The 16,844-nt window shown below is 50.5% G+C and carries 13 protein-coding genes; 7 read left to right on the forward strand and 6 right to left on the reverse strand.

Annotated elements, in window-relative coordinates:
• The first annotated feature begins 404 nt into the window (after window positions 1-404).
• From GC178_14395 to uvrB, 4 genes are read left to right on the forward strand one after another with little or no spacing between them, the layout of a single operon-like run.
• Window positions 405-1,343 carry a hypothetical protein gene (locus GC178_14395; protein MBI1288754.1) on the forward strand — a complete coding sequence of 313 codons (939 nt, stop codon included), beginning with the start codon at window positions 405-407 and terminating at the stop codon, window positions 1,341-1,343.
• Between the two features lie 6 nt (window positions 1,344-1,349).
• Window positions 1,350-2,003, forward strand: coding sequence for a DUF4240 domain-containing protein (locus GC178_14400; protein ID MBI1288755.1), 654 nt, complete (start codon window positions 1,350-1,352; stop codon window positions 2,001-2,003).
• Between the two features lie 57 nt (window positions 2,004-2,060).
• Entirely contained in the window at window positions 2,061-2,612 is a 552-nt protein-coding gene (locus GC178_14405; GenBank protein MBI1288756.1) for a cytochrome C, read from the forward strand.
• Window positions 2,613-2,630: 18 nt separating this feature from the next.
• Window positions 2,631-4,658, forward strand: coding sequence for an excinuclease ABC subunit UvrB (gene uvrB / locus GC178_14410; GenBank protein MBI1288757.1), 2,028 nt, complete (start codon window positions 2,631-2,633; stop codon window positions 4,656-4,658).
• Here uvrB and GC178_14415 read toward each other — a convergent pair.
• Genes GC178_14415 through GC178_14430 form a run of 4 tightly spaced genes read right to left on the reverse strand, consistent with a single transcriptional unit; the run spans window position 4,655 to window position 8,673 of the window.
• Window positions 4,655-5,326, reverse strand: a complete 672-nt coding sequence (locus GC178_14415) for a DUF4294 domain-containing protein (GenBank protein ID MBI1288758.1) — start codon at window positions 5,324-5,326, stop codon at window positions 4,655-4,657. The genes uvrB and GC178_14415 overlap by 4 nt on opposite strands.
• Window positions 5,327-5,375: 49 nt before the next feature.
• Window positions 5,376-6,860: an acetyl-CoA carboxylase biotin carboxylase subunit gene (accC, locus tag GC178_14420; protein ID MBI1288759.1), complete on the reverse strand. Its 1,485-nt coding sequence runs from the start codon at window positions 6,858-6,860 to the stop codon at window positions 5,376-5,378.
• A 60-nt stretch (window positions 6,861-6,920) separates the two neighbouring features.
• Window positions 6,921-7,748 carry a hypothetical protein gene (locus GC178_14425; protein MBI1288760.1) on the reverse strand — a complete coding sequence of 276 codons (828 nt, stop codon included), beginning with the start codon at window positions 7,746-7,748 and terminating at the stop codon, window positions 6,921-6,923.
• Window positions 7,749-7,767: 19 nt separating this feature from the next.
• Window positions 7,768-8,673 carry a hypothetical protein gene (locus GC178_14430; GenBank protein ID MBI1288761.1) on the reverse strand — a complete coding sequence of 302 codons (906 nt, stop codon included), beginning with the start codon at window positions 8,671-8,673 and terminating at the stop codon, window positions 7,768-7,770.
• 142 nt (window positions 8,674-8,815) lie between these two features.
• Here GC178_14430 and GC178_14435 point away from each other — a divergent pair, with 142 nt between their 5' ends.
• Window positions 8,816-10,879: a T9SS type A sorting domain-containing protein gene (locus tag GC178_14435; protein ID MBI1288762.1), complete on the forward strand. Its 2,064-nt coding sequence runs from the start codon at window positions 8,816-8,818 to the stop codon at window positions 10,877-10,879.
• A 593-nt stretch (window positions 10,880-11,472) separates the two neighbouring features.
• On the opposite strand, the gene GC178_14440 is transcribed toward GC178_14435, so the two are convergent.
• Window positions 11,473-12,582 carry a T9SS type A sorting domain-containing protein gene (locus GC178_14440; GenBank protein MBI1288763.1) on the reverse strand — a complete coding sequence of 370 codons (1,110 nt, stop codon included), beginning with the start codon at window positions 12,580-12,582 and terminating at the stop codon, window positions 11,473-11,475.
• 124 nt (window positions 12,583-12,706) lie between these two features.
• On the opposite strand from GC178_14440, the gene GC178_14445 reads away from it, so the two are divergent.
• Together GC178_14445 and GC178_14450 are read left to right on the forward strand one after the other, a co-directional pair.
• A complete protein-coding gene (locus GC178_14445) occupies window positions 12,707-13,198 on the forward strand; it encodes a hypothetical protein (protein ID MBI1288764.1) in 492 nt (163 codons plus the stop codon).
• Between the two features lie 181 nt (window positions 13,199-13,379).
• A complete protein-coding gene (locus GC178_14450; protein MBI1288765.1) occupies window positions 13,380-13,742 on the forward strand; it encodes a hypothetical protein in 363 nt (120 codons plus the stop codon).
• A 182-nt stretch (window positions 13,743-13,924) separates the two neighbouring features.
• Here GC178_14450 and GC178_14455 read toward each other — a convergent pair whose 3' ends face one another.
• Window positions 13,925-16,762: a TonB-dependent receptor plug domain-containing protein gene (locus GC178_14455; protein MBI1288766.1), complete on the reverse strand. Its 2,838-nt coding sequence runs from the start codon at window positions 16,760-16,762 to the stop codon at window positions 13,925-13,927.
• Window positions 16,763-16,844: the final 82 nt, after the last annotated feature.

Consider the following 16,844-nt stretch of genomic DNA (forward strand, 5'->3'; position numbering starts at 1 on the left):
CTAAGAAGTGGAACACACCCGTCTTGGATTGGAAACAGACATACTCACAGCTAATGATCATATTTGAAAACCGATTGACACAACCCTGAAGGTTGGCCGCGGCCAACCTTCAGGGTTGACACAGTTCGCTGAACAGACCCGCTTAATCCCGGACAAGACTGCTTGATTCCCGGACAAGATCGCTTGATTCTTGGACAAGATCGATGGGTTCCCGTACAAGATGGCTTAGTTCTCGGACAATACGGCTCGGTTCCCGGACAAGACGACTCGGTTCCCGTACAAGACTGCTCAGTTCCCGGACAAGACCGCTGAAGACCTGTAGAAAGGAACATTGGAATCATTGAATGAATGATGGTTCCATCTCCAATCGCCATGACACTTGTATATGCGATATTCGCCCTGCGATGAAAGACCTCTACCACGCCCTCAGCGAATTCATCCGAAAGGATTTCAGTTGGCCCATTTATGGCATCACCATACTTTTTCTGGCCGTGGCCATGTACATCAATTATCTGCCAACTATTGATGTCAGTCCGTTCAACTTGGCAGGCGGGTTCTGGCCACGGTCGGGGTATTACAGCATCCTGTTCGGTGGAACCTATTTTGCCACGGCCCTGCTCGCCTCGGTCAATAGCGGCACACGGTATCTGAAAGATTGGCGCTTCTGGGTGCTGGGGCTGGCATTCGTAACCATTGCCACCATCCCGAAACTGCACATTTGGCCGTTGATCCACGTACGCGAACAGGGTTGGAACCTCCATGAAATGGTATTCACATCCAAGTGTCACTTCTTTGTGCACCAGATGATAGTGACCCTTGTGGGACTTGGTATTGTAAAGCTCCTGTTCAGGCAATGGGTCAAGATAGATTACGGTTTCCGTGCCGACTGGCGCACTTTGAAACCCTATTTCCTGGTGCTGGCGTTGGTGGCACCATTGATCATCGGGGCATCGTTCCACGCGTCTTTCAAACAGGCATACCCGCAATACAAACCGTGGTTGTATGAGCATGTATTCGGACTGGCCATCTGGCAGCGGGCCGCCATGTTCGAAGCCTGCTACTCTACTGGTTTTGTGGCTGTCGAATCCATTTTCCGCGGAGCCTTGGCCATTACCATGGTACGCATTATGGGTTCACGTGCGGTACTGGCCATGGCCTCTTTTTACTGTGTGTTCCATTTTGGCAAACCAGCAGGAGAAGCGGTGGGAGCCTTTTTCGGTGGATACGCCTTGGGGGTGCTGGCCATCCATAGCCGCAGCATTTTTGGGGGTTTGATCGTGCATTTGGGGGTTGCAATGCTTATGGAATTCATGGGTTACCTGCATTATATTAGTGGCCAATAAAAAAGCATGGAAGGTTTACTGTTGGGTCTTGTAGTTGCTGTGGTAGTTCATCTTATAAGAAATCACTACACGAAAAAGGAGCAAGAGGAACTGGTGACCGATGCCGTTGAAACCGGACGGAAGGAACTGGCCGAGAAGATCGCGAACAGAAAAGTACGGGAAGACCTTTCGGAGTATGATGAAGAAGCCTTTTGGGAGATTGTTGACGATGCAAGGAAACGAAGTGGAGAGAACTACAAGAACCATCTGGGTCTGCTGAACGACCGATTCTTTAAATTGAGCAGCGAGGAACTGATCCATCTGGACAATTTGCTTACAAGGTTGTTTGATGAACGGATATCGTACGAACTGCAGGCGGCAACCTACATCATATTCAAGGCGGCCGACCTCCACGCCATTTACGTATTGATGACCGTGTTCCTACTGCGTGGCCGAGTGTTTTTCAACCAGGCATGTCTCAACCCCAACCTCATCATCGGAAAAGAGGTTGCGGAAATTGATGGCCGTTCCATTTTTGATCTTACTTCAGACATTTATCTGCGCCAAACGGATGAGCTCATTCCGCTTCCGGAAGAGAAGGAAATAACCTTTAAAGGTGAAAAATGGACCGAACGCGAATTGCCCTCCAAATTCTCTGAACTTTGGATGCATTTTGCCTGAACCGATTAGGGTCGGGAAAGTCCATCAGGTATTTTTGAACTCTCAAAACGATCATTCATGTCAAAGACCAGAAAAATTCTCGTTCCCATCGTACTCATTCTTGGGGCCATTCAGTTCATTCCGCACCAACACCCACAGGCCACAACTACTGAGGGAGAACGTTTTACCACGGACGTTGCCGAGGTAAGAAACCTCCTTGATGTTGCATGCATGGACTGCCACTCAGACCAAACGAGATATCCTTGGTACGCGGAGGTCACTCCCATCAATTTCTGGCTGGACCATCATATTGAAGAAGGGCGCGAGCATCTGAATTTCTCGGAATGGAATTCCCTTTCCATGGCAGACAGGCGGCATGCCATCAAAGAGACAATAGAGGTTCTGGAGAAAAAGGAAATGCCCCTTTGGACATACTGGATCGTGCATTGGGATGCCAAACTGACGGATGCCGAACGTTCCATTCTGCTCGACTATTTCAAGAACTACAAGGTGGAAGCCTCTGCAACAGCCACTGCATCTGACGGGAAGACAGATACTGATGAAGACGATGTTGATGATGAACTGAATGACGAGGGCGTTTCCAGTATGGAGGAGGCGCATGAACATTGATCTTCGGTAGGGCCGAACATGAACGAGCACTTTGAACTGATAGCGGATTTTAAACCGATGGGCGACCAGCCCACGGCCATCCGCCAATTGGTGGAAGGTGTGGAAAGCGGAGAGACCGACCAGGTGCTGTTGGGCGTAACGGGTTCGGGAAAGACCTTTACCATGGCCAATGTGATCGCGCAGACCAACAGGCCAACCCTCATTCTAAGCCACAATAAAACGCTTGCCGCGCAGCTCTTCGGTGAGTTCAAACAGTTCTTCCCGCACAATGCGGTAGAATACTACGTTTCGTACTACGATTATTATCAGCCAGAGGCGTATCTGCCTGTTACCGATACGTACATTGAGAAGGATCTACAGATCAATGATGAGATCGAGAAGCACCGATTGAGTGCCGCCTCCACCCTACTTTCTGGACGAAGAGATGTGGTTGTGGTATCGTCCGTTTCGTGCATCTACGGTATCGGAAACCCGACCGATTTCTCGAACAATACGGTCGAGATCAAAGTAGGACAGCTGATCAGCAGAGAGGCTTTTCTTCACAGCATCGTCTCCAGCCTTTATGCCCGTTCTAACGAGACCTTGGAGCGCGGTCAGTTCCGTGTAAAAGGAGATACGGTAGATGTGTACGTGGCCTATGCCGATTACGCGTATCGGATCTTCTTTTTCGGAGATGAGGTAGAGGAAATTGAGAAGATCGACCCGCGTAGTGGTTCCACCTTGGAAACGCTGCAACGTGCCGTGATCTATCCTGCCAACAACTTCGTTACCTCCAAAGAAACATTGCTTCAGAAGATCTGGCAGATACAGGAAGACATGGTGAAGCAGGTGGATTACTTTAAGGAGATCGGCAAACCATTGGAAGCCAAACGGCTGCAAGAGCGCGTGGAATACGACATTGAGATGATGCGCGAACTGGGCTATTGCTCGGGCATTGAGAATTACTCGCGTTACTTCGATGGCCGCGCGGCAGGTACGCGTCCCTTCTGCCTATTGGATTATTTCCCAGATGACTTTCTGATGTTCATTGATGAGAGCCATGTAACGGTCTCGCAGATCGGTGCCATGTATGGTGGCGACAGAAGCAGAAAGATCAATCTGGTGGATTACGGCTTCCGACTTCCTTCGGCCATGGACAACCGCCCGCTGAAGTTTGATGAGTTTGAAGACCTGACCAATCAGATCATTTATGTTTCGGCCACACCAGCCGATTACGAACTGGAGAAAAGCGGTGGCGTTTTTGCGGAGCAGGTCATTCGCCCGACAGGGCTTTTGGACCCGATCATTGAAGTGCGCCCGAGCGTGAACCAGGTAGATGACCTGTTGGATGAAGTGGACAAGACCATCAAGAAAGGGGAACGTGTGCTTGTGACCACGCTTACCAAGCGGATGGCCGAGGAATTGGCCAAATACATGGCGCGCTTGAACGTCAACTGTCGTTACATCCACTCTGAAGTAGATACCGTGGAACGTGTGGAAATTTTGCGTGACCTCCGCCTTGGGAACTTCGATGTGCTTATTGGCATCAACCTGTTGCGCGAAGGGTTGGACCTTCCTGAAGTAAGTCTGGTGGCCATTCTGGATGCAGACAAGGAAGGTTTTCTCCGCTCGGAAAGAAGCTTGACGCAGACGGCTGGGCGTGCTGCCCGTAACGTGAACGGCCGCGTGATCATGTACGCGGACAAGATCACCGACAGCATGCAGCGTACCATTGATGAAACGGAGCGCAGGCGCGAAAAGCAGATCAAGTTCAACACCGAAAATGGTCTGACGCCTACTCCGCTGGTCAAATCGCGCGAAGCGATCATGGAACAGACCTCCGTGGCGGGTACCATGAAGCGAAAAGCCAAGTACGACATTCAGGAATCGGTGAATCAGGCGGCTGAAGAAGGCATCGAATACCTGAGCAAGGATGAACTGAAGAAAAGACTTCAGCGCACGCGCTCGCTCATGGAAATTGCCGCCAAAGAATTGGACTTCTTGGAGGCTGCGAGGTTGCGGGATGAGATGAAGTCAATTGAACTCCAGATAGAAGGCAAGGCTTAAAGTTCTCCCCGCTCCACTTTCTGAACGATCTCTTCGATCAGCTTGTCATCGCCTTCTGGGTCATACTCCGATTTCAGGTCGTAATCGAACATTTTGGCGATGCCTTGAAAGAACCAAGCGGTAAAACCACCACGGAATTCTTTGACTATATCGTAGGAAACCTCACCCGTTTCGCGGTCCAATAATTTGATGAGGATGCGTCCCTGCGTGAATGAAAGTTTGGTGAGTTCGCCTTCGTAATCGCGTTTGATCTCCTTTTCCAAAAGCTTCATCCGCTTGCTGCGCTCTTTCGGCGTCATGTCCTTCACTTCCTCTTCCACTTCGCGCATACGCTTGCCAGCAAGTTTGGCATACGGCAGCACCTTTTTCACATGATAGGCAAGTCGGTAATACTTCTTGCTTTCGCGCTTCGACTTGAAAACCCTTCTGGAAGTGACTCGAGCGGTCGGCAGGGAGATCACGGGAACCGTGTCTCCATCAATAATAATCGCTTCGTAAAGTTTGCCGTTGATCAGCGCAGAAGCCGTGCTGTCTCTCTTCTGACCCAACATTTTATCACGTTTCTTCTGTATGATGGAGGGATTCTCCTGCGCAAGCAGTTCCTGCCCAGAGGCCGAGACGAAACTCAACCCCAGCATTACCATGATTATGAACTGCTTGACTTGCATACACGAAAGATAGGGCAACTTTCGCGCCAACGTTGTTCACCAGCCGATATTACCTCGATCGGTTCAGCTTCCAAGCTGACACATGGCCATTTCCGTTGGCGAATGGAACCGATGCAACCGAAGATGAATCGTCCTGAAATGCGACCATCAATGCCGCAACCTCAGCTTCATCCTCATTCTGAACATCCAAGAACTCAGGCTTGTAATGATCCTTGACAAAACCTGTATCGAACTGACCAGTTGCAAACGCTTCATGTTGCATCACAAATCGGCAGAAACCCAATGTGGTGGTCACACCTGAAATCTGGTACTCATCGATGGCGCGTATCATTTTGGCACGTGCCTCATCTCTGTCTTCGGCATGAACCGTCAATTTGGCGATCATCGGGTCGTAATAGATCGGAATGTCCATGCCTTGCTCAAAACCATCATCCACACGGATACCGGGTCCCTGCGGACGGACGTAGCGTTCCAGTTTTCCAATATCAGGCAGGAAATTGTTCTGCGGGTCCTCGGCATAGACACGCGATTCGATGGCGTGGCCCAGAATTTTGAGATCTTCCTGTTTGAATGACAGCTTCTCTCCTCTCGCAATACGGATCTGCTCTTTTACGATGTCAATTCCTGTGATCATTTCCGTTACGGGATGCTCCACCTGAAGGCGCGTATTCATCTCCAAAAAGTAGAAATCGAGATTCTCATCCACGAGGAATTCCACCGTTCCCGCGCCCACGTAACCACAGGCGCGCGCCACATCCTTGGCGCATTCGCCCATTCTGTGGCGCATCTCTTCCGAAACCACAGCAGAAGGAGCTTCCTCTATCACCTTCTGGTGCCGTCTCTGTACCGAGCATTCGCGTTCGAAAAGATGAACCACATTTCCATGCGAATCAGCTATGACCTGAATCTCAATATGGCGTGGTGAGCCCACAAACCGCTCAATGAAAACCGCTCCATTACCGAAAGATGAGGTCGCTTCGCTGATGGCCAGATTCATCTCTTCCTCAATGTCCTCTTCGCGGTAAACGATGCGCATTCCCTTGCCACCACCTCCTGCCGAGGCTTTGATCATGATCGGAAAACCGACCTCTTTGGCTGTGGTAATGGCCTCTTGTAGATCTTCCACCGCGCCATCCGTTCCTGGAACAAGTGGAATGTTGTAACTCTTTACCGCGGCCTTGGCCGAAAGCTTATCGCCCATGATCTCCATGGAACTTGCAGGCGGACCGATAAGGGTTACGCCTGCCTTCTCCAGCGCATTGGCAAATGCCGCATTCTCTGAAAGGAATCCGTAGCCTGGATGCACACCATCTACGTTCAGTTCCTTACATATCTGTATGATCTTATCGATCTGAAGATAGCTTTGATTGGATGGTGGTGGCCCAACGCAGACCGCCTCATCCGCATAGCGGACATGCAATGCATTGCGATCGGCCTCCGAATAGATGGCCACAGTTCTGATTCCCATTTCGCGCGCTGAGCGCATGATACGAAGCGCGATCTCGCCTCGGTTGGCTACCAATATCTTCTTCATCCCGTCCCCTTTTGAAGGACGGCTAAATTAGCAATTGATGAAGTAGCGCGTGAACGCGGTTTAACCGAGGTCGTGCATGACCAACAGCGGCACTTTCGTATGCAGCGCCAATTTGCGCGTTACGCTTCGGTGAAAGATGGCATCGAAGAAGTTGTTCCTGCGTGGAATGACCGCCAGCATATCGATGTCGTGCGTGTTGAGATATTCTTCGATGGCATGCGCCTTATCGTTGCCATTCTCAAAATGGAAGGTGTGATCGATCCGCTCCAGAAGATGGTCGAGTTTCAGGCCTGCAACGGCCTCCTCAACACTGGTCATTTTGCCTTCATCCAACACATTCATCAGGTGAACATGTGCTTTGAACCGCTCCGCGACCTCCATCATCGGGTCAAGGATGCCTGGATCACTCAAACCTTTATTGTCCGTAGCGAAAAGGATGCTTTGTGGCTTGATGATGTTTGCATTTTCTGGCACAGCCAAAACCGCGCAGGTGGCCGCCTGAATAACATCGGCCGTGTTTGTACCAATAATGGCCGCTGCCACCCCAGAGGCACCTTTTGTTCCCATCAGTACCAGATCGATCCCCAACCTTTCTACCAGTTCATCCACATTCAGTGAAAGCGACCCCGCTTCCACCTGAGCAGAAAAACGGAAGCCTGTTCCATCATACTTCTTCTGCAGCCTCTCCACGTCCTGATCCAAAACGCGTTTCAATTCCTCGGAACCGACCACATCCATCGGCATGGGCATATCGGCCGTGTAGGTCGGAATATCGAAGGACTGGAACAGAATGAACTCCACTTGCTCGCCTTCAAAAAGGTTGAGGCCATAGCTCAACGCATGATTGGCATTTTCACTCTTATCGGTCGGTACAAGTATCTTTTTCATGGATGGTGTTTTCTGTTTATCAATGGAACGCGACCAGAGGAATGCGCGTACTCATCATCATTTGCTTGGTATTACTGGTTCCGAACAGGTTGGAGACGAAGTCGTTCTTGCGTGTGACCATCGCCAACATATCTGCCCCACTCTCTTGGATGAATGTAACGATTCCTTTTTTGACGTCATCATTTTCAATGAAATGCACACTGTGCCTTACGTTTCCGAATACGGGTATCCCCACTGCGTTGCTCTGGTCGTTTGAACCAACGTGCGCCAATTCACCAACTGGAATGACATTCAGCAATAAAACCTCTGCATTGAGCAAATTGGCAAGATCGGCCAACTTCTGCGGCACCTTTCCTTCGTTCAGACCTTGATCATCCACCGCAAAGACGATCTTTTTCGGAACTCTCAGTGGCGCATCCTGCGGAACGGCTATGACGGGACAATCCAACTCGACCATGGTGTTTGCGGCCACGCTTCCCACAAAAACCTGCTTGAGCCCGGTTGCACCTTTCGTACCCATAATGACCATGTCGTACCCATCCACCGAAACGAGTTTCCTGACGCCTACGGTTGTCGGTCCCATGATGGGTCTCACATCGATATGTCCTTCCATGTCAGGATATTTTTCCAGCAATTTGGCTTTGGTCTCGTTCAGCAATTGAAGCGAATCCTTTTCCAAAATATCAGCAATGGAAATAAGCATGGTGGCACCCGAATGCGGCACATCATACGAATGCACGAGCGTGTACGTGGCATCTGTTCCAAAAAGGGTGATGGCGAAATCTGTTGCCTTTTGGGCATTATCAGAAAAATCTGTTGGAATAAGGATCTTTTGCATAGGTCTTTGGCAATGTGACCTCAAAGAAAGTACAGGCTTGAAGCTATGGCTTTGAGGGCCGTCACCCATAAAACTGACATTCGTCAAAAGGATGGTTTTTGAATTTGTTGCGAAAGCGTTCGAATCGACTAAAATGTCAGCAAAAAGTTAAAGCGGGTATGGTCAGATACTATATTCGCGCAACCAAAACACCTCTGAGGCGTTTACTAAGGTGCTCAAAATCAAACAAATGAAATTTTCCTTTTACCGAAAGCTTGCTTTCGTACTGTCTTTTTTCACCCTTTCTTTCCTTTCAACATTTGCCCAACTTCATACATGCACCACGCACAGTATGACCGATGCGGTGCTGGCCAATTCGGAAGAAGCACGTGCCAATAGAGAACAATTTTTGCGCGAGGTTGCCGAATTTGATGGTGAACGTTCTGGTCTGAAGGTCATTCCCACCGTTGTCCATATCATTCACAACAACGGGTCTGAGAACCTGACGAAAGAAACGATAATCAACGCCATTGAAGAGGTGAATTTGGAACTGACCGCTCAGAACTCGAACCTCAGTTCAATTGTGTCTTCCTTTCAACCCATTATCGGTAATGCGCAGTTTGAGCTTCGTTTGGCCAAAATAGACCCTAACGGTGATTGTACGGACGGCATTACCCGCACCGAATCGCAGTTGACCTACGATGCCGGTGAGAACGTGAAGGACCTGATCAACTGGAATGATGGCAGTAGAAAATATCTACAGGTATGGCTGGTATTTTCCCTTTCCAACCAAGCCGGGGGTTACACTTTCCTACCCGGAACCACCGGTGCGCACAATAACGGAATCATCATCCGAGCAGCACAGTTTCAGCAGAGTTTGACCCACGAATTCGGGCATTGGACCAATCTGAACCATACTTGGGGACCTACCAATGAGCCTGGAAATACAAGCAACTGTTCGTTCGATGATGGTATTTCGGACACGCCCAACACCATCGGCTCTTCAGGTTGCAACACTTCTCAGATAAGCTGCGGAAGTTTGGACAACGTTCAGAACTTCATGGATTACTCTGGTTGTGAGCGCATGTTCACGTTAGAGCAGGCATCAACCATGCAAGCTGCGGCCAATTCATCCACAGGCGGGCGCAATCAGTACTGGGCCGCTTCGAATCTGATCGCTACCGGAACCAACGATGGCTACAGCAGCAGCTGCACGCCCACGGTCGATTTTGCCCTTAGCAGTGATCACGGTTGCGAAGGATTCACGGTCAATTTCTCAGATAATTCGTGGGGAGCGGATCAAGACGCAACGTGGCAATGGAATTGGAATTTCCCAGGTGGCTCACCATCATCAAGTACCGATCAGGAGCCGAGTGTAACTTACAATACGGCCGGTACCTACAACGTCTCGCTTACAATTACAACTGCTGCGGGAGCCGAAACACATACCATTCAGAATGCCGTGGTGGTCTCGCAGTATGGCGGAGGTATTGTAGGGCCTTATCTGGAAGGAATGGAAGATGCCGGTTTCCCGAACAATGCCGATCCCAACATGGTTTGGACCATTGAATCTCCAGGAGGACTTACTTGGCAACGCAGTACAGCGGCCTCCTATTCGGGAGGTGCTTCCGCACGGATCAATCTGCGCAGCATCACTTCCGGAAAGACCCATAGCCTCATCAGTCCTCCGTTGGACCTGAGCAACGTGGAGAACGCAGACGCTACAATGACCTTCCGATTGGCACATTCTAACCGGAACAGCACCGACCACACAGAGAGATTGCGCGTGTATGTTTCCAGAAACTGTGGCGAAACGTGGTCGCTGCGCTACAACAAGTATGGGGATAACCTGAACACGGCCGGAGCCAATGTGGGCAGCACATTTGTGCCAGATGCAAGCGACTGGCGATTGGAAGAGCTCAATTTGAGCGGCATGGGAGGAGAAGGGCACGTGCTGGTAAAATTTGAGGCCACCAGCGACCAGCAGAGCTACCTCTACTTGGATGACATTAACATTACTCCCAACGCACCGATGGGAATTGCAGAGAACACCGCTGTGCAAAATGCGCGCATCTACCCGAACCCGATCAATGGAACCTCTCAGTTGGAGATCGTGCTGAGCGAAGCCACACATACCACGCTGAGTATTGTGAACATGGTGGGACAGCAACTGGCCGTTATTGACCGCAAACTACCTGCGGGTGTTACGCGCATTGCGCTGGACAGCTATGCCTCTGATCTGAATGCAGGTGTTTACCTGCTGCACATCCGTACGGACAAGGGAAGCGATGTCATTCGGTTTGTGAAGAATTGACCGACAGCTTTTTGCGATAAACCGCTTTCCGTTCGAGTATTTGAGGCGCAGCCGAAAGTATTTGGAAAATGGAGCTAAACGTTCTCACCGCTTGGCAACTGAAGGTGGAAAGACTTCTCGACACGATTCTCCTCTGTGTAAAAACCTTTGCGCCTTAGCGCCTTGGCGAGAACCAACCGTGAGCGTAGCGAACCCTCTGTGCATCTCTCCTGCTCCATTCTCCTCTGTGTGAAAAAACCTTTGCGTCTTAGCGAGAAATAAAAACACACCCCTAACCAGTTTTGCCAAAGGCAAAGAGACCGCTTCGCTTAGTTCTCAAGAGGGGAAGCTGCGACATCCGACCATTGCTCGAGACCGAATGCTTGAACTGACCCGCTCGTCTCTATGCGCCATGGCGCCTTGGCGAGAACCAACCGTGAGCGTAGCGAACCCTCTGTGCATCTCTCCTGCTCCATTCTCCTCTGTGTAAGAACCTTTGCGCCTTGGCGCCTTGGCGAGAACCTACTGTGAGCGTAGCGAACCCTCTGTGCATCTCTCCTGCTCCATTCTCCTCTGTGTAAAAAACCTTTGCGTCTTAGCGCCTTTGCGAGAACCTACGGAGCCTTCACCACCTTCCTTACCGCCCTTCGGCCATCTGGGGTAATGGCCTGTATGAGGTAGATGCCATTGGGCAAACTACCAAGGTCGGTCTCCCAATAGATGCCCGAACGCCTTTCCATCGGCCAAAGCCTTCTACCACTGATATCGCTCAACTGGGCGGTTTTCAGAGCCTTCTTGCTTTTCAGAGTGATGTGATCGGAGGCTGGGTTAGGATACAGGTCTACTTCAATGGCCTCTTGGTTTTCCACGGCAAGAAGAGAGTCCAATGGAATCAGGGAGACGTCATCTATGTAGTAATAAGCATCGGTCCAGCCCGGAGTTCCTTGACCAACGTAGGTGGTGTCGGTAAGAGAATCAGGGAAAAAACAACCGATACTCAGATACTTCTCACCTCCGGCTGCAGTGATCGTATCGGTCATTCTCACCCAATTGACCTTGTCGTTGAACAAGCCGGTCTGCTCGTTCACGTAGCTGGGTGTCACCTCATATAGAGGTATGTTACTTGGAAGACTGTCTGAGATCAGATAACCCAAGTTATCTACACTATACAGCATTGTATCGGCCAAACTGAAATAGGCGGTGAACACATATTGTTTATTCGCAACCAAAATTTCATTCAGTTCAACGGAAATAAACTCCTTTATTTCTGGACTATTTACTCGAAACACGAGGAACCCATTATATGCTTCTCCTGTCCGTGCATATTGATGTCCTCCAACGTTAGATGGGACCGATAATGAAGAAACGCTTGAACAGGAATTGAAATAATCAGGAGTAAGTCCTTGGTACGGGACAAACCAAGCATCAGCACTACCGTGGACTCCGGGGCTTGTACAAAAATCATACTCCTCAAAAGAAGGATTGGGTACAAGATTGGCCTGCCCGACCGCGCTACCTACACAGAACAGCAGCACAAGCAGTAGCGCGTATTTGAGTGGGTGGTGCATCTCTCCGAAGGTACGGTTTCGGGCCGTTGAATGTACCATTACGCGCCATCTTGCCCATAATACCTGCCGGAGCGCCTCAATGGTGCCGAAATCAACATCATCAACCGTTATTAACAACTTATTTAACAGGCAACTCCTTAACTGTTCATATCTCATATAAACCGTGTTCAGAACCAACGTGCGTAACAAAAAAGTTATTGACAATTGTCGTTACTACATATAACTGGATCTATTTCGCATTGTAACTCTATTCATTATTCACTTTTAAAACCTATTTATTATGCCATTTCAAGACATGATCAACAACCATGTTCCGGACCTGGACAAGCAGCAGGCCGGAACCCTGATGGACCAGGTGGAGGCCCTGCTGCAACCCTTTCTTCGCAACCTGAGCGAGGAGGAGAACGGCACCGTAGGCCACATTGACGAGAAGACCAAACTCTTCGTGAACAAGGTAATGGACTATCACACCAGCCAACCGGCATTGGACAGCCCCGATGTGGACTGGGTGGAATTTGAGGCAGACCGTGCAAGTCGTCAGTTCTATGAGCTGCTGGCCATGCGGTTGGATGCGCTGAGCAAGGCACTTACAGAGACCCGCAGACTGCATGATTACGACAACTATCAGAACGGACTTATCGACTACCATTACGCCCAGTACAAGGACACCACATCTCCGGGGCTTGGCTACGACACCAAGGTGGCCGAACTGGGGCAGTTCTTTACAGGTGGGGGCAGCAGTTCTACCGATGACAGCGCACCACAACCGTAAATAGGCATGAAAGGTCTGAAGTTTCTGCTCTCAGGTCGGAAACTTCAGACCCTTGGTCTGAAGATTCAGATGTAAGGTCTCGAACTTGAGACCTACGGTCTGAAACTTCGGCCTTTCGGTCTCAATCTTTCAATCTCTCATCGCATTTTTCAGACCTAAGAGCGTAATTTTCAGACAATAGATGCAAAAGTCCAGTCAAAAAGGAAATCAGATAATCGGGCTGCACACAGGCAGCATGGTGGAGGCAGAGCGCAGAAAGCAACGCATCACGTTTGCGGTACTGTCGCGCAGGCTGGGCCGCAATGCTACAGGGCTTACCCGTATTTTGAAACGTTCTTCCATGCAGACCTACCTCGTATGGGAACTGAGCGTGGCCCTTGGCCATAACTTCTTTACCGACCTTGCCCAGCAACTGGACGCGGCCACCGAGGGCAAACTGCAACAGCAGCAGACCGAACTGGAACGACTGAAACTGGAGTACGCCAAACTGAAGGAGGAACGGGATTACCTCCGTAAAGCAGTAGACCTGTTGGGGAGCAGATGATGGTCACCCTCCGGACTGCGGCCACCTCCCCTTTCCAAGGGAGGGATCAGTGCCAATTGCAACCGATGGATGGAGCGTTGCTAACCTCCTTGCAAGTGTCTGCCCTGCGCTTGTCGAAGGACTTCTCGATACGATTTTCTCCTTCGTCAAAGATCACCCGAATCAGCCGACCTGCTTAGGCATTAGAACGTATACTGATACGCCAATCGGATGCTCGGCCCCGGCAGGTAGCTGGTGAATTTCTGGTCGGCAGCCTTGTAGGAGCGATACACCAGCGTACGGTCGTCATTGATCATGTTCTGCACGCGCAGCGTGATGCGCGAATTGCGCTTCTCGCCCACATTCACATACGCATTGAAGTTGAGGCTGTGGAAGGCGATGGTGTAAACATCTGGCACACGGCCCGAACCGATGATGGTGAGCTGATCGCCCTGAACGTTGTATGCCAAGGAGATGTTACCACGGTTGTCCGGCAACTCGTACGAGATGCTGGCATTGACCGCATAGGGCGACTGGCCCGTCATGGGGCGATACCGCGAGATGGTCTCTCCTGCACGTGCATGCTCTTGGCGCAGCTGCAGCTCGGTCTTACCGTTGTTGTCCACAAACACGCTGGTCATATCTACCATCGACTTTACGATGGTCACGTTGGCGGCAAGGAAGAACCCTTGCAGGAATGCGGAAGAAGTGTGCTGACGCAGGCCTTTCCGTATCTCGAACTCGCCCCCGAAAACGTGCGCAATACCTGAGTTACGGGGTTTGTAGTTGTCCGGTGCGGTCTCAAACGAAACAAGTTCAATATGACCATCGAACCGTTTGTAGAATCCGCCCAACGAGATCATGTCCTTACCTCCGATGAAGAATTCGTAACGCAGGTCGGCATTGTCAATGTTGGTCAAGTGCAGGTCGATGTTTCCTGAGAAAGTCCGCTTGGTGATCGGGTCGTAGATCTCCGCCTGCGACTTTTCCTTGAAGGAAGGACGGGCAATGGTGCGGCTGTAGCCGGCACGGAGGTTCATCTTGTCGTTGGCCTTGTACACCAGGTTCAGCGCAGGCAGAAAGCTCGGTGTGTTCAGCGTTGTCTGATGCAGGTAGCGTTGCGTATTGGTTTCGTTCACCCCGGTGTAATACATGAGCGTATGTTCTATACGCAGCCCGTAGATAAGGTTGAGTTTCTTAAGTACTTGCTGCTCTGCCATGAGGTAAACTGCCGCCACGTTCTGTTGAGCTTTGTACTGGTTGGCCGGCTGCGGATCTCCGATGGTGTAAGTGCCGTTTCGGTAATTGGGCGAAGACGGGTCGGCAGACCAGATGTTGTTGCTCTGCAGATACCAGTTCGGGTCGAAACTCACATCATTGAGGTTATTGGGGCGATGCTTGTAAGAGAAGACCGTGAAATCGCGGGTACGATAGGTTTCCGCAGCTCCGACCTTCACCGAAATGTTTTCGTGCACTTTGAGCTTGGCATCAAAACGGAAGGTCTCGTTGAATTCGTTCAGGTTTCTCCAGAAACGGTTGATGCCAGCACCGTTGCCTGTTGTAAGGGCCGTGTCGCCATCGGTAACTGAGATGCGCGTTTCGCGGAAATCAGGGTCGTATACACGCGAGTAGGAGAATGAATTTCCCCAATCCAATTCGGCTATTCCTACCCGATGCGAGCCTGAAAGTTGGAAGTTGGCCATGCTGCGCTGCGAGTATGTGAGGATGTTCTCGACCAAGGTGGCCTGATTCTGCTCAAAATCCTGATTGATACGTTGCGAGGCAGAAGATTGATTGCCCTGATTGTAAAGCAACATGGCGGTGTAGCTGCTTTTCCCCTTTTTCATACTTCCGGTGAGCAGGGCGTTCCAAAGCACGGTCTCATTGCCTACATCCCCCACACGCGTACGCTGGCGCTCCAGTTGGATCACGGTATCTGTCTGATTCTTCAGATAATCGTTGGACTGATAGCCTTTGTAGAATGAGCGTTCGCTGGCATATCGGAAAACGAAGTTGTAACCGTAGGTGGTTCCGTTCTCCTTGTTTATCTGATTGCCGTGGTTGAAATTGAACGAAGTGTTCATGAACGCCAAGGTCTTTTTAGCGCTCAGTTCCTGATTGAAACTGCGGGTAATGGTCTCCAGCTGCGGATTGATCTGGGTCTCATCAGGAATCTTGGTCTGACCGTCTATCGGCAGTTTGCGCATGCCATCATCAAAGCCAAAAAAATCGGTCTTACTACGTGTGTATAGGATGTAGTCCTTATTGAAATGCTGACCGGGAACGTACGTAAAACTCAGCCCGATCTGTGTGGTTTTCTCCTCCGGGAATTTCTTGGTGACCACATTCACCAGACCACCCGTAAAATCGCCCCAAAGGTCGGGAGAGAAGGTTTTGGAAACGCTCACATTCTCCAGAACGGAGGTCGGAAAGATGTTGATCTGCACGGCATTCACATCGGGATCGAGCCCTGGCAAAGGCATGCCGTTCAACACCGATTTGGTGTATCGGTCGCCCAATCCGCGCACATAAACGTATTTGCCGTTCTGTACCGTAACACCCGTAACCCTTCTGATGGCACCCGAAAGATCGGAATCGCCCACCTTGCGGAAGGTCTGTGCCGAAAGTCCGTCCGTTACCACCGTGGCATTCTTGATGTCCATCAGCACACCCGCCTCGGAGTTCTTGCGCACCGTGGCCACCACCTCCACCATTCCCACTTCCTGCGATGCCATTTGCAATACCGCATCGAGCTTGGTCACTTCCCCGGCCTTCACCACAATGTCTTTAAACACCTGATCGGCAAAAGAGATGTACGAAACTTTCACTTCGTAAGTGCCCGGTTCCACCGTAATGGAATAGTTGCCATCAAAATCGGTGGTGGCCCCAACTCCGGAAAGCGCAGGAATGGTCACGTTGGCACCGATCAATGGACCTCCGAACTGACCGTCTCCGATGTTGCCTCGGATGTAGCCTTTCTGCTGTGCGAATAAGATGTTGGTAAGGGTGAGAAATGCGATGATGAGACCTGATCTCCTCATGGTGTTCTTGTTGGTTGAACGGGTTCAGAAAATTTGCGCAAGATTAAAGCAAAGAAGCCCTGCGACATTCATCGCAGGGCTT

It is taken from the genome of Flavobacteriales bacterium, from assembly GCA_016124845.1.
In the GTDB taxonomy this organism is placed as follows: domain Bacteria; phylum Bacteroidota; class Bacteroidia; order UBA10329; family UBA10329; genus UBA10329.